The following is a 12,159-nucleotide window of genomic DNA, read 5'->3' as shown; positions in this document are numbered from 1 at the left end:
CGGTCGCCATGCTCCTCTACAACGCGTCCGCCGTCGGGCTGGTTCTGACGACCGCTCTCGTCTCGCACGTCTCGGCCATTGGCCTGTGGCCGGTCGCCGTGATCCACGGCGGAATGGCCGTCTGGTGCATCGCGTGCCTTCGGCGCAGGCCCGACCGACCTCCGGCAGCGGCTTCGCCGAAGGAGCCATCGGGAATGCCCGCGGTCAGCCTGGCCGGGTCGCCACCGCCAGGAACAGCGGGTAGTCCCGCGAACCCTGGTCAGTCGTCTTCCTGATCACGTAGGCGGTGCAGAAATCGACGCCGCAAAAGCCGGCCTCGGTCAGTTGCGCCCGAAGTGCGCCGCGGTCGAAACCGTTGTGACCGGTGAAGCCGGAACCGTGAAACGACCCGTCCTCAGCGTCCAGATCGCTGATCGCCAGCCAGCCGCCGGGCCGCAGCAGTTCGTGGAAGATGCGCAGCAGCCGGGCGACGTCGGCGACATGATGAAGCGTCATCAGGCTGTAGATCAGCTCGTAGCGCTCTGCGGGAAGCGGAGCGGTCAGCAGATCGACGTCGACCGGATGCAGGTGCGTCAGCCCGGCCGCGGCGATCTTGCGGTCGAGCACGGCGAGCATCCCCGGCGAGTTGTCGGCCAGCGTGATCCGGCCCAGATCGGCGTGCAGGGCGAAACTCAACAGCCCGGTCCCGCAGCCGTACTCGAGCGCCTGCCAGGCGCTCGACAGCGGAATCCGCCTGCGCAGTGCCGCGGCGACTGCCTCCGCCCGTTCGTGTTTCGCCGGATCGGCGTCCCAGCTTTGCGCGCGGTCATCGAAAGACGAGGGAGCGGTCATCGTGGATTCCCTGGAGGCGTGAAGGGCAGCGCATGATCAGACCAGTTCGGGCACTTCGCCGGCGCCGCCCGCTCAGGCCAGCAGATCGGCCAGCGCCTGCTCGACCCGGCCGAAGCCGATCCTCTCCTGCTCGAGGCGCAGATGCCTGGCGAGCCGATTGTCGCGCAGATCGTCGTACGACGCACGCTCGTCATCGGTCAGGCGAGTCAGTTCGCGCTGCACGGGCTTCTCTTCCTCGCCCCATTGCGCCTGTCCGGCGAGCAGCGTCGCGCGGTCCATCCGGAACGACTCGACCTGCGGCAGATGCGCGCGCAGCGCGTAGAGTTCGTCTTCGAGCGCTTCGGCGAGGTGTGCCTGACTGATCAGCCGCCGGTCTGGAGCGACGAACACGCGCTACAGGAAGCTCGCCAGCAGCGACGCATGATCCGAGCGCAGCAGCCGTCACGCCGGGTGGTTCTGGCGCAGCAGTTCCAGCGTGGCGAAGTCAGCGTCAGCCTGCCTCCTCGGAAGCCGGCAGGCGCGCCAGCGCGTCGGCGAGATTGCGCACCGTGCGATCTGGGTTGTGCAGCTTCTCGAGGCCGAACAGGCCGATCCGGAAGGTGCTGAAATCCTCCGGCTCGTCGCACTGCAGCGGCACGCCGGCGGCCGTCTGGACGCCGATCGTGGCGAACTTGCGGGCCGACTGGATCTCGGGGTCGTCGGTGTAGCTGACGACGACTCCCGGCGCCTGGAAACCCTCGGCGGCGACGCTCGGAAAACCCTTGCCGGTGAGCAGCGCGCGCACCCGCAGACCGACTTCCTGCTGCTCCTGGCGCACGCGCTCGAAACCGTAGTTCTCGGTCTCGCGCATCACGTCGCGCAGCGCGGCCAGCGTGTCGGTGGGCATCGTCGCGTGGTAGGCGTGGCCGCCTCGCTCGTAGGCTTCCATGATCTGCATCCACTTCTTGAGGTCGCACGAGAAACTCGTGCTCGTCGTCGCCTCGATCCGCTCGCGCGCACGCTCGCCGAGCACGACCAGCGCGCAGCACGGCAGCCCGGTCCAGCCCTTCTGCGGGGCGCTGATCAGCACATCGACGTCATGGGCGACCATGTCCACCCAGATCGCGCCCGAAGCCACGCAGTCGAGCACGAACAGGCCGTCGACGGCGCGCACCGCCTCGCCGAGCGCGCGCAGGTAGTCCGGCGGGAGGATCATTCCCGAAGCGGTCTCGACGTGCGGTGCGAAGACGACGTCCGGTTTCGCCGCGTGAATCTGCGCGACGACCTCGTCGATCGCCGGCGGCGCGAACGGCGCATGCCGCTCGTCGCCGATCCGCTGCGCCTTGAGGACGATCGTCTCCGACGCGATCCGTCCCATCTCGAGAATCTGGCTCCACCGGTAACTGAACCAGCCGTTGCGGATGATCAGGCACTTGCGATCGGTAGCGAACTGCCGGGCGACGGCCTCCATGCCGAACGAACCGCTGCCGGGAACGACGATCGCCGTCGTCCCGTTGTATACCGAGCGGAGAATCCGCGAGATGTCGCGCATCACGCCCTGCAAGCGCTGCGACATGTGATTCAGCGAACGGTCCGTATACACGACCGAGTATTCGAGCAGACCGTCCGGGTCGGGTTGCGGCAGCAATGCAGGCAAGGTGATCTCCCGTTCTTTTTCGTTGATCGAGGCTGGCGAGCGCAGCAGGCGAAGGAAGGCGAGCATACCGCCAAGTTCGTGCCGGACGCTAGGGGTCCGGCTCGATCGCGACTGACTCGCTATGAACACAGGCTTTTCCGGACGCCTTGAAGCCACCCCGAGGGCACTGCGTCGCAGTCATGAAGATCGGCCGTAACCCTTTGCCAGTTCTATCCTTTGCCCATGCCGGTCAAGGCCCGACAGAGGAATTCAGGATCGTCGGCTGGCGCAGGCCAAGCCGATCGTCGAGCGCTTCTTCGCCTGGATCGATGAACGCTGCGCGGCGCAGGGACTGCTCCCGAGCAATCCGCTGACCAGGGCTCTGGCTTGCGCCCGCGATCGCCGCCTCGGCCTGGAGGTGTTCCTCACCGACCCGGACGTGCCGATCGACACGGATCACCTCGAACGGGCCCTGCGTGCGATCCCCATGGGTCGAAAGAACTGGATGTTCTGCTGGACCGGCCTCGGTGCCCGGCACGTCGGAATCCGGCAGAGCCCGATCGTCACCCGTCGGCTGCACGGGATGAAGCGCTACGACTGCCTGGTCGATGTCCTGCAACGCGTCGGCCAGCACCCAGCAGACCGCGTCTCCGAAATCACGCCGCGCTGCTGGAAGGCGCTCTTCGCCCCGAACGCGCTGCGCTCTCCGTTGCATCGTCAGGCTCCGTAGGCGGGTCGGGGGAACGCCGCAGGCTTGTCGGTTACCCTCCGACGACAGGTCGACCTTGACGATGTGCGCCAGATGCACATCGGCGACCGCGCGGTAGAAACGCGCCATCGTTCCACAGAGTCCGAGGGCGTTCTGCCGCGAGCCGGCTGGCCCGCCTCCTGGGCATCGAGCTCCCCGGCCCAGCGCGGCGCATCCGCTTCGAGCGCCGCGATCCGCTCATCGCGCAGGCGACCGTGTTGTGGCGCAGGTCCGCCGACTGCTCGCTTCCCCCTTCGCTGCGGATCGTCGTCAGGTCGTAGAAGACGATCGCCAGTTCCTGATCGAGCAATGGCCGCAACAGGCCGGCCAGGGCCTGGTCCAGCCGGTCGGCGTGCTCGGCCAGGGTGTCCATCGTGCGCAGGAACTGCTGGTGGGTCACCGACTCGCTGCTGACCTCGGGAACCCGGGTCCCCTCGAGCCAGCGCAGGATGCCGAGTTTGGATTCCGGGTCACAGAGCCGGTTGAAGACCATCACCCGGAGCAGCTTTTCGGCATCGAACTGCCGGCGGTTGCGCAGCAGCCGACGAAAGGCGTCGGCGAATCCCAGCTCCTGCCACAGTGCGGTGAGCAACCACGTGTCGCCGCCGGACAGCGCCGAGGCAAAGCCGACCTCGCCGATGCCCTCTTCGGGAGTCGGCCGGCCGCGCGCAGCAGGCCGATGACCAGCGAGTCGGCGCCGCCGGTGCGCACGGCTTCGATGCGCCCGAGGGTGGCGATCACCCGCTCGCGGGACACCCCGGCCGCGTCGCGGTGGTGGGACTCGACGAGCTTGACCTACTGCCGGGGACCGGAGGGTCCGTCGAACGGAGCAAGCGCGCACCGTGCGCCGCGGCGACCGGTGCAAGCGTGGTCATCAGCGCCTGCAGGATCACTTCGCGGATCGATTGGGGCATCGGCCAAGGTCGCGTAGAATGGCGACCAACACCCAAGAAGGGATCTACCGTGGCCACCACGCGCAAGAAGACCTCCGCGAGGCTCTTCATCGTGAAGATCGAACTCGTCGATAGCAAGCCGCTGATCTGGCGCCGGATCGTGATCAGTGATCACGCGAGCTTCGCCACGCTCCACCACGTCATTCAGGCGGCCATGGGCTGGCACGACGCACACCTGCACGAGTTTCGGGTCGGCGAACAGAGCATCGGCGTGCCGGATCCGGAGTACGACAACCCCGACCGACCCACCGCCATCGAGAAGAACGTCCGTCTCAATCGCCTGCTCGGCACCGGCAGCACCTTCACCTATCTCTACGACTTTGGCGATAGCTGGGAGCATCGCCTGAGCGTCGAGCAAGTGAGGCAGGGTGACGATCGCTATGGCGAGGGACTTATCGCCGGGATCGCGGGTGGAGAACGCGCCTGCCCGCCTGAAGATGCCGGGGGTATCGGTGCCTACCAGGAGTTCCTGGAGCGCTGGGAGCACGACCCTTACGGCAAGGAGACCGAGGACCTCCGGACCTGGGCTGGACTCGACTTCGACCCCGCCCGCTTCGACCGAGCCGCGGCGGGAGCGGCGATCGACCGCATGCTCTGGAACGGCTGGGTCAAGTGATCCGGGTGAGGGTCGCGCGGAATTCCGAGCCGTCCGCGACTGGCCACACCTCGCGAACCCGGTGACCCTGACTTTCGACAGTCACTCGATCCCCGGTTGCCAACCAGACACGCCACGTCGAATGGCGGATCGCGTACCCGAGGCTGACGCCGAGGCCCTCGAGCATGTCCTCGTCCGGTGCGGGGAAGTCGACCTGCACCACCCTCCCACAATCCGCCCGCATGAGCCGCCCGGCTTGGTGGACCCCGTCGGGGCGAAGTCCGCGATTTGACTGCAATTCTAAAAGTCTGTCGGGGTTCGGTCAGCGGACTACGTTGGGAGCGCTGCCATGACCGCCTCGACATCCATTGGCCTCGATCAGAAGTGCTACGACCAGGCCCGCGCCGAATCGGTGACCAAGCATCGCACGATCGCCGGTCAGGTCGAGTACTGGGCCAGGGTCGGTCGTGCTGCAGTCGACGATCCCGATCTGCCGGTGAGCTTCTGCCGAATCGCTGGCGTCGCTGACCGAGCCTCGCGCAGAGGCGACCCCTTCCGTGCGCAGGTCTCGGCGGGGACGAGTTATCCGCTCAGGAGACCCGATGGTTCGCCCGGGCTGACCAGAGGCTCCACGACGACGTGGCCGCCGATGTCGACGCGGCGACCGAGTTCGCCGCGGACAATCCGGCCATCGGAGAGCGCAGGAAGGGCGATCTCGCCGACCTCTTCGTCGACGAATTCTGTAGCCAGAACCAGGCGCGAGCGAATCGGGTTTCTCCAGGGCCGCTACGATTACTGATCTGATGCCGCGCTCGGCGGCAAGCTCTTGAAGGGTCTGACCCGGTGTCGCTCGCATCGCCAGAGAGCACACGATGCGGTCCCAAGGCCCCATACATCGCCGGTTCGCGACACCGGAGTACCCGGCAGCCGACCCGCCGGCAGTGGCAACGTCGCTTCGCCCGCTCAAGCGGCGTTGCTCATCGGGCGAGCCTGGCGCAAGCGGGAGGTCGAGGGCGAACGGCTACGAAACACCGTCGTTGATCCATGCAATTGGTCATTAGTCCATTCGGCCAGTAGGCTAGCGGGATCGGACCGCGTTGCGGCCATCTTCCTTGGCCTGATAGAGGGCCGTATCGGCGCGGCGCACCGCTGCTTCCTCATCCTGGTCCTCGCCCAGCGCGATTGCCACACCGATGCTCACAGTGACTTGTCCAACCACGGGGAAAGGTTGGTCTGCAACGGTCCGCCGAACGACCTCCGCGATTCGCAATGCGCCGTCGGCGCTCGTCTCCGAGAGGAGCGCCAGGAATTCTTCCCCGCCGTAACGAGCAACGAAGTCCGTCTCGCGCAAGGCGCTCGTCAGCACAGTCGCCATATGCCGCAGGACCTGGTCACCGGCTTCGTGGCCATAGGTGTCGTTGACTGCCTTGAACCAGTCGACATCCATGAACAGAACGGCATAAGGATGACCCGACCGCTTCAAGCGCAGGAACTCCATGCGCAACCGCTCGTTGGCAGACTGGCGGTTTTGCAGACCGGTGAGCGTGTCCACCCGAGCGAGCTGCTCAAGCTCCCGATTGGCGGCGACCAAGGCGGCAGAGCGTTCTGCCAACAATTCTCCAGCCTGACGGAGTGCGCAAGCGACTTCGGCCGATTCCTCGATCCCGACATCGGGAATGGGCACCGTCTGCCCCTTGCCCAAGGCTACGGCTGGCTCGGTCAGCGCGCGCACGGAAGCGGCGATGGTCCGCCCTGCGATCCACGCCAGACTGAGCCCGACTCCGAGCAAAGTCACCAGACCCGAGGCCAGCCATACCATGGTATGCATCAGGTCATGTTCGAGAATTCGTCGGGGAATGCCGATGCCAATGCTCCAGCCAGTGACCGACGACCGGCTCCAGGCCGACAGCATCGGAATCCCGTCTCGTGTGACTGTTTCCATGACGCCTTCCGGGAATTCGCTGATGCGCTGGATGTACTCGGCCGTTCCTTTCTGGCCAACGAAGTCTTCAGGAGCCGGAGTCCGCGCAACGATGGTGCCCGTCTGGTCGAAGATTGTCGAAACCCAACCCGCGGGGAAGTTCTGTGCGACGAGGATGGCGTTGAAGTCATACGGCGACAGACCGACGCTCAGGACATAGGCCACCTTTGCGTCGAAGATCACCGGCACGTCGATGCTCACCACTGGCTTGCGCAGTACTCCACCGATGTAGATTTCCGAGACCACCGGCTGTGCGGTCTCGAAGACACGGCGGACTATTCCCGGATGGCCATGCCGCGGCAGAGGCTCGCCGTACTCCCGCAGCGTATTGACGATCTGCTGGCCGGTCTCGTCGCTGAGCACCACGTTCATGCCCACTTTCGTCGTTGCGATGACCTCTCGCGCGCGTCGGTGGAAGCCCTCCAGATCTTTCCGGTTCAGGGCGCCCGAGGTGGCCAGCACCTCCCCGACGGTTCGGGCCCTGAGCAACTGGCTATCGACGGCTTGAGCCATCGCACGTGCCGTGGCCATCAGGTCCCGTTCGAGTTGGGCACGTCCGTTCCGGTATTCCCGCGCGAAGAGGACCGCGACGCCCAGTATCCCCGGCAAGAGGCAGGCGAGAACCAGCCACAGGAGAAGCGCGCCGATTCGCCAGCGGGCAGCGAAGCTCAATGACCGAAGGCTGTTCACGGGTTTGAAGCGATCATTGGTAAGGTCCAAGGCAGCCGGTCCCAGCGACTCTCGAGAGGGGTCCTGGCATTGTGCGGTCGTTTCTGCCCCCGACCTTTGATCCAAATTATAGCCAGCCGCTCCTGCCAAGGCGGAAGAACCTGCTGCATGATCACCAACCAACCCTTCCTCTGGTCGCTACGGGATTGCCGTGTCGACGGCTTCTCTCCCGATGCCACATCCACAGCCGAATGCCAGATCGAGGTCAAGCTCGTCGTCACGGGAAATCACGCTGCCCCTGGCACGCTTTGAGGCGTTTGAGGATGGTCTCCGGCTTGCGCTCGCGGCTGAGGGCGACGGCGGGTGCGGGCGTCCAGTTGCGGCATGACGCTTCAGCGCGCCGGGTTGGTCTGGCGGAGGGATGCTCGCCGCGAGGCTGCTCGTCGCCGTTCGACCGTCGGCCGTCGGTACCAGAGCAGGAACGGACAACGGCATCGCCGCGCCGGCGAACCCGAAACCGGAGAGCCAGCTCCCGAGGAATCGAAGGTGGTTGAGCCAACCTTAACGGAGTGCGAAGCCTGTTCAAGGTCGCGGTCATCGAGGACGATCGGCCCACCAGCAACCAGCTCCCCGAGTGGATTCTCTGGGCCAGGCCGGGGATCCGGGTCGACCAGTGGTTCACCCGCGATGACGCCGAGGCGGCGATCGCCCGCGACGACTGCGACCTGGTGCTGCCGGCCATCGAGTTGGGCCGGGAGCGGCATACCGGTGTCGCGATCATCACCGCGATCAACAAGAGCACGCGCGGCACGCCGGTGCTGGTCGTCTCGGCGATGCCGATGACGATCTGCCGGGGAATCATGAAGGCGCTCGATGCCTCGGACCATCTGCAGAAGACGACCTTCTCGGACGCCGATTTCTTCGATACCTATCTGGAGATCCTGCGCGATCCCGATGGGTCGCAGGAAGTCGATGTGCCGCTGGACCGAGCTCGGCGCACGGTCTTCGATGCTGAAATCGCGGCTGTTCCCGGCGCACCGGAGAGACTAAACTGACGGGTCCGCGCCGGCCCGGCGCGCCGTCAGGCGCCAATCCCGCTCGAAGCGGTTGCATCGGTCAACATTCAACGCACAAGGAACGCATGGTTCATGATCAAGATTGATTTCGAAAAAATGGGCGGGCTGATCCCTGCCGTGATTCAGGATGCCGAGAGCGGTGAGGTGTTGATGGTCGCCTTCATGGACGAAAGGACGTTGAATCTGACCCTGGAGTCCGGCAAGACCTGGTTCTTCAGTCGCTCGCGCAACAAATACTGGATGAAGGGCGAGGAGTCCGGCAACACCCAGGACGTTGTCGAGGTGTTCACGGACTGCGATGCCGACACGGTGGTCATCAAGGTCAGGCAGAATGGCCCCGCGGCCTGCCATACCGGCAACCGCAGCTGCTTCTTCGTGAAATGGGAAGACGGCGCCTGGGTGGAGCACTCCAATCCCCTGTTCGACCCGGCTCAGGTGTACAAGAAATGAAGCAAGCCGTGACGGGCAATCTGCTGAAGGTCGGCATCCCCAAGGGCAGCCTGGAGGAGGCCACCGTCGAGCTGTTCCGCAAGGCCGGCTGGCGGATCACCAGCGCATCGCGCAGCTACTTTCCAAACGTCGACGACGAAGAGATGAAATGCAGCCTGATCCGTCCCCAGGAAATGGGCAGGTATGTCGAACGAGGCACCATCGACGTCGGTATTGCCGGCAGGGACTGGGTCCGGGAGAGCGACTCGGATGTCGTGGAAGTCTGCGAGATGGTCTATTCCAAGGTTTCCCGCGGCACGGTGCGCTGGGTCCTGGTGGTCAATGATGATTCCAGGGTTCGCTCACCGGAGGATCTCCGCGGCGGCACCATTTCGACGGAACTCGTGGGCTTCACCAGGCGTTACTTCGCCGAGCGCAACATTCCGGTCAGCGTGGAATTCTCATGGGGCGCGACCGAGGCCAAGGTGGTCGAGGGGCTGTGCGACGCGATCGTCGAGGTCACCGAGACGGGTTCGACGATTCGTGCCAATGGCCTGCGCATCGTCTGCGAGCTGATGGAGTCGCTGCCGGTGATGATCGCCAACAGGAAGGCCTGGGAAGATCCGTGGAAGCGGGTCAAGATCGAGCAGATCGCTACCCTGCTGCAATCGACGCTGCGCGCGGAAGGGATGGTGGGCCTGAAGATGAACGCCCCGGGAGACCGTGTTGCGGCGATCACCGAGATCCTCCCCAGCCTCAACAATCCGACGGTTGCCCATCTGCACAATTCCGACTGGGTTTCGATCGAGACCATCCTCCCGGAAAGGAAGGTGCGAAGCATCGTTCCGGAACTGATCAAGCTCGGTGCCGAGGGAATTGTCGAGTACCCGTTGAACAAGATCATCTGAGCAGACTGGCCCGATGTCGATTTGCAGGACCTGCCGTTCTCGGTCGGACCGGATTCTCGATACAGCCAATCCGGCAGGTCTTGCGGTCGGCCCCGGCGGGCGACAGCTTGTCGTGGAAGCAATGGTGTCGCACAAGCCGCTCTCGGTCTCGTTCAGCCGATCATTCCGACCAGACTCTTCAGGCCCCTCGGATAGTTGACGTTCTTGTGCCGGTCGAGCCCCAGCGTGCGCAGCGCCGCGATCACGCGGGAAGGGTTCTCGGATTCGATGGCGATCGTGCAGGTCGTCCTGCCTTCCGCCACGACGTCGGCCAGCTCGGCCAGGCACCCTTCAACCTTGTAGCGGGTCCGCGTCTTGTGGACCTCCACCGCGCGAAGGCGGCCATCGGGGCGCAACAGCTCGGCCACGAACTGGTCGATCGTGTAGTCCGCCCGCGCCAGTGCCGGAGGGACCATACCGAGGATCGCCAGGACACGACCCGCCTCGGCGGCGGCCAGGGGAAAGGCCTCCCTCATCACCGGCTTCCACTGCTCCAACCGGTCAGAATTGACCTGTTCGAGCCTCTTGATATCCATGAGCCGGTCACGAACCTTGACGTTGACGTCCGAGAGGGGCGAGAGCAGGTAAAGCTCGTCGCTCTCCTGGATACCGCCGGGCTCAAGTGTGGCGAAAGGATTCCCCGCTCCGCTGAAGCCAGCGCCGAACGTCCGCCACTCCCAACGAGGTATCACGGTCTCCATGATGATCCCCCGAGTCCAGTCCGCCGCGCATCCCGGGCAGTCGCGGGAAAGTACCGAGGCCAGGCGATGACGAGCCGGCGATCCCGACCGCGGTCTTCGCTCCAGTCCTCACGCCTACTCCAGAACGCTACCCGCCGGGTGATCCCCTCGGCCCATCATCGTTGTCGTTCTCGCCGATGCTCCTGCCCACCGGTGATGACCCAGGAACCCACTCTACCCGAATCGATGTCGCCCCGCGAGCGGGCCGGCGAGATCGCAGCAGTGAAGTGGTCTAATTTTCCTGGACACCTCGATAGGTGGATGATGCACCTTTGGAGGAGCAATTGATGAGTCAACAACGCAATACTCCTGACCCGAGCTTCAAGCTGCAGGTGGTTCAACTGATCAAAGACCAAGGGCTGAGTGTGGCGCAGGTATGCCGAGACATGAACCTCGGGGAGACGGCGGTCCGTCGCTGGCTGGCGCAGTTTGCTGCAGAGCAGACTGGCCAGGGCGGCATCGGCAAGCCGCTGACGGCCGAGCAGCAGCGCATACGCCAATTGGAAGGAGAGGTTCGGCAGCTGCGCCAGGACAACGACCTGTTGCAAAAAAGCGTCGGCCTTCTTTGCCCGAGAACTGCGATGATCCAACGGTGCATCGATCAGTTGGCAGAGAAGGCCACCACCGGCGTAGCGCCGCTGTGCCGCGTCCTGGGCGTCAGTCGCTCGGGGTATTACGCTGCTGCAGCGCGGGCAAGAAAGCCGGCCATGGTTTGCGCGGCAACGGTTCATCTACAAGCCGCTTTCGCGGCCTCCGGGCGAAGCTATGGCAGCCGGCGCTTGCAGCAGGCCCTGCTTCAACAAGGGCGGCTGATCGGCCGCTACCGTGTCCGATCGCTGATGCGAATCAATGGCCTACGGCCGGTCTGGAAGCGCAAGTTCGTCCACACCACCGATAGCCGCCATGCCCTGCCGATCGCCGACAACCTGCTCAACCGGCAGTTCGAACCGGCCAGCGCGAATTGCGCCTGGGTCTCCGACATCACCTACATCCGCACGGCGAGCGGCTGGTTGTACCTGGCCGCCGTGATGGACTTGTTCTCGCGCAAGATCGTCGGCTGGGCAATGGCGCCGAGCATGCCTGCCGAACTGGTCTGTACGGCTTTGCAGATGGCTATTACCCAGCGGCAACCGCCGGCGGGCTTGGTGGTGCATTCGGATCGCGGCAGCCAGTACGCTAGCGACGTCCACCGCACCTTGCTTGCACGGCATCGTTTGCACGCCAGCATGCGCCGCAAGGCCAACTGCTGGGACAACGCCGTCATCGAGCGCATCTTCCTCAATCTCAAGATCGAGCGCGTCTGGCCAAACCACTATGCCAACCACGCAGAGGCTACTCGCGATGTGACCGACTACATCGTCGGCTTCTACAACAGCGTCCGCTTGCACTCAAAACTCGGTTACCTGCCGCCGAATGCCTATGAACGGCACATGGCAGAAAAACAACCTATCCCGGTGTCCGAAAATACTTGACCACTACACTGCTGACTGCCCCTGCCCGAGCTCCTTCAGGTGGCCAAAACATGATGGGTGGTAAGCGATCAAGACCATTTTTTGGACAAGATGTTAGCCACGC

11 protein-coding genes and 5 pseudogenes are annotated in these 12,159 nt (G+C 64.7%); 9 read left to right on the top strand and 7 right to left on the bottom strand.

The window, feature by feature from the left end; translation table 11 throughout:
• Nucleotides 1-204 precede the first annotated feature (204 nt).
• The 3 genes from NFW05_RS16875 to NFW05_RS16865 form a co-directional block, all read right to left on the bottom strand.
• Entirely contained in the window at nucleotides 205-831 is a 627-nt protein-coding gene (locus NFW05_RS16875) for a class I SAM-dependent methyltransferase (protein ID WP_295309681.1), read from the bottom strand.
• Between the two features lie 72 nt (nucleotides 832-903).
• Nucleotides 904-1,221: a Wadjet anti-phage system protein JetD domain-containing protein gene (locus tag NFW05_RS16870; RefSeq protein WP_366918272.1), complete on the bottom strand. Its 318-nt coding sequence runs from the start codon at nucleotides 1,219-1,221 to the stop codon at nucleotides 904-906.
• 100 nt (nucleotides 1,222-1,321) lie between these two features.
• Nucleotides 1,322-2,467: an alanine--glyoxylate aminotransferase family protein gene (locus tag NFW05_RS16865; RefSeq protein WP_295309736.1), complete on the bottom strand. Its 1,146-nt coding sequence runs from the start codon at nucleotides 2,465-2,467 to the stop codon at nucleotides 1,322-1,324.
• Nucleotides 2,468-2,726: 259 nt separating this feature from the next.
• On the opposite strand from NFW05_RS16865, the pseudogene NFW05_RS16860 reads away from it, so the two are divergent.
• Nucleotides 2,727-3,176, top strand: a pseudogene (locus NFW05_RS16860) (transposase); the annotation flags it as partial.
• A gap of 241 nt (nucleotides 3,177-3,417) precedes the next feature.
• On the opposite strand, the pseudogene NFW05_RS16855 reads toward NFW05_RS16860, so the two are convergent.
• Nucleotides 3,418-4,007 (bottom strand): annotated as a pseudogene (locus NFW05_RS16855) (IS1634 family transposase); the annotation flags it as partial.
• 150 nt (nucleotides 4,008-4,157) lie between these two features.
• On the opposite strand from NFW05_RS16855, the gene NFW05_RS16850 reads away from it, so the two are divergent.
• Nucleotides 4,158-4,763, top strand: coding sequence for a plasmid pRiA4b ORF-3 family protein (locus tag NFW05_RS16850; RefSeq protein ID WP_295309678.1), 606 nt, complete (start codon nucleotides 4,158-4,160; stop codon nucleotides 4,761-4,763).
• Here the strand turns inward: NFW05_RS16850 and NFW05_RS16845 are convergent.
• Nucleotides 4,756-4,965, bottom strand: coding sequence for a hypothetical protein (locus tag NFW05_RS16845; RefSeq protein ID WP_295309675.1), 210 nt, complete (start codon nucleotides 4,963-4,965; stop codon nucleotides 4,756-4,758). The genes NFW05_RS16850 and NFW05_RS16845 overlap by 8 nt on opposite strands.
• A 126-nt stretch (nucleotides 4,966-5,091) precedes the next feature.
• Here NFW05_RS16845 and NFW05_RS16840 point away from each other — a divergent pair.
• Nucleotides 5,092-5,362 (top strand): annotated as a pseudogene (locus tag NFW05_RS16840) (hypothetical protein).
• A pseudogene (locus NFW05_RS16835) lies at nucleotides 5,349-5,546 on the top strand (type II toxin-antitoxin system RelE/ParE family toxin); the annotation flags it as partial. The pseudogenes NFW05_RS16840 and NFW05_RS16835, both read left to right, overlap by 14 nt.
• Nucleotides 5,547-5,820: 274 nt before the next feature.
• Here NFW05_RS16835 and NFW05_RS16830 read toward each other — a convergent pair.
• Complete coding sequence (locus tag NFW05_RS16830) at nucleotides 5,821-7,395, bottom strand: GGDEF domain-containing protein (RefSeq protein WP_295309673.1); 1,575 nt, start codon at nucleotides 7,393-7,395, stop codon at nucleotides 5,821-5,823.
• A 165-nt stretch (nucleotides 7,396-7,560) separates the two neighbouring features.
• Here NFW05_RS16830 and NFW05_RS16825 point away from each other — a divergent pair, with 165 nt between their 5' ends.
• The 4 genes and pseudogenes from NFW05_RS16825 (at nucleotide 7,561) to hisG (ending at nucleotide 9,805) form a co-directional block, all read left to right on the top strand.
• Complete coding sequence (locus tag NFW05_RS16825; RefSeq protein ID WP_295309670.1) at nucleotides 7,561-7,704, top strand: hypothetical protein; 144 nt, start codon at nucleotides 7,561-7,563, stop codon at nucleotides 7,702-7,704.
• A 266-nt stretch (nucleotides 7,705-7,970) separates the two neighbouring features.
• A pseudogene (locus NFW05_RS16820) lies at nucleotides 7,971-8,339 on the top strand (response regulator); the annotation flags it as partial.
• A gap of 201 nt (nucleotides 8,340-8,540) precedes the next feature.
• Nucleotides 8,541-8,918: a phosphoribosyl-AMP cyclohydrolase gene (gene hisI / locus NFW05_RS16815; protein ID WP_295309667.1), complete on the top strand. Its 378-nt coding sequence runs from the start codon at nucleotides 8,541-8,543 to the stop codon at nucleotides 8,916-8,918.
• Nucleotides 8,915-9,805 (top strand): ATP phosphoribosyltransferase, encoded by an 891-nt coding sequence (gene hisG / locus NFW05_RS16810; protein WP_295309664.1) that lies wholly within the window; start codon nucleotides 8,915-8,917, stop codon nucleotides 9,803-9,805. The genes hisI and hisG overlap by 4 nt, the downstream gene beginning before the upstream one ends.
• 152 nt (nucleotides 9,806-9,957) lie before the next feature.
• Here hisG and NFW05_RS16805 read toward each other — a convergent pair whose 3' ends face one another.
• The gene (locus NFW05_RS16805) at nucleotides 9,958-10,545 is read right to left on the bottom strand and encodes a hypothetical protein (RefSeq protein WP_295309661.1); all 588 of its coding nucleotides are present in this window, start codon (nucleotides 10,543-10,545) and stop codon (nucleotides 9,958-9,960) included.
• Nucleotides 10,546-10,871: 326 nt separating this feature from the next.
• On the opposite strand from NFW05_RS16805, the gene NFW05_RS16800 reads away from it, so the two are divergent.
• Nucleotides 10,872-12,056: an IS3 family transposase gene (locus NFW05_RS16800; RefSeq protein ID WP_295309658.1), complete on the top strand. Its 1,185-nt coding sequence runs from the start codon at nucleotides 10,872-10,874 to the stop codon at nucleotides 12,054-12,056.
• The last annotated feature ends 103 nt before the right edge of the window (nucleotides 12,057-12,159 follow it).

The sequence above is a fragment of the Accumulibacter sp. genome, from assembly GCF_023806625.1.
Classification (GTDB): Bacteria; Pseudomonadota; Gammaproteobacteria; order Burkholderiales; family Rhodocyclaceae; genus Accumulibacter.
This window is presented reverse-complemented; position numbering and strand designations above follow the sequence as displayed.

Excerpts from the sequence above, each read along its gene's own strand:
- NFW05_RS16875 (WP_295309681.1), bottom strand. The coding sequence starts at position 831 with ATGACCGCTCCCTCGTCTTTCGATGACCGCGCGCAAAGCTGGGACGCC.
- NFW05_RS16825 (WP_295309670.1), top strand. The coding sequence starts at position 7,561 with ATGATCACCAACCAACCCTTCCTCTGGTCGCTACGGGATTGCCGTGTC.
- hisI (WP_295309667.1), top strand. The coding sequence starts at position 8,541 with ATGATCAAGATTGATTTCGAAAAAATGGGCGGGCTGATCCCTGCCGTG.
- hisG (WP_295309664.1), top strand. The coding sequence starts at position 8,915 with ATGAAGCAAGCCGTGACGGGCAATCTGCTGAAGGTCGGCATCCCCAAG.
- NFW05_RS16805 (WP_295309661.1), bottom strand. The coding sequence starts at position 10,545 with ATGGAGACCGTGATACCTCGTTGGGAGTGGCGGACGTTCGGCGCTGGC.
- NFW05_RS16800 (WP_295309658.1), top strand. The coding sequence starts at position 10,872 with ATGAGTCAACAACGCAATACTCCTGACCCGAGCTTCAAGCTGCAGGTG.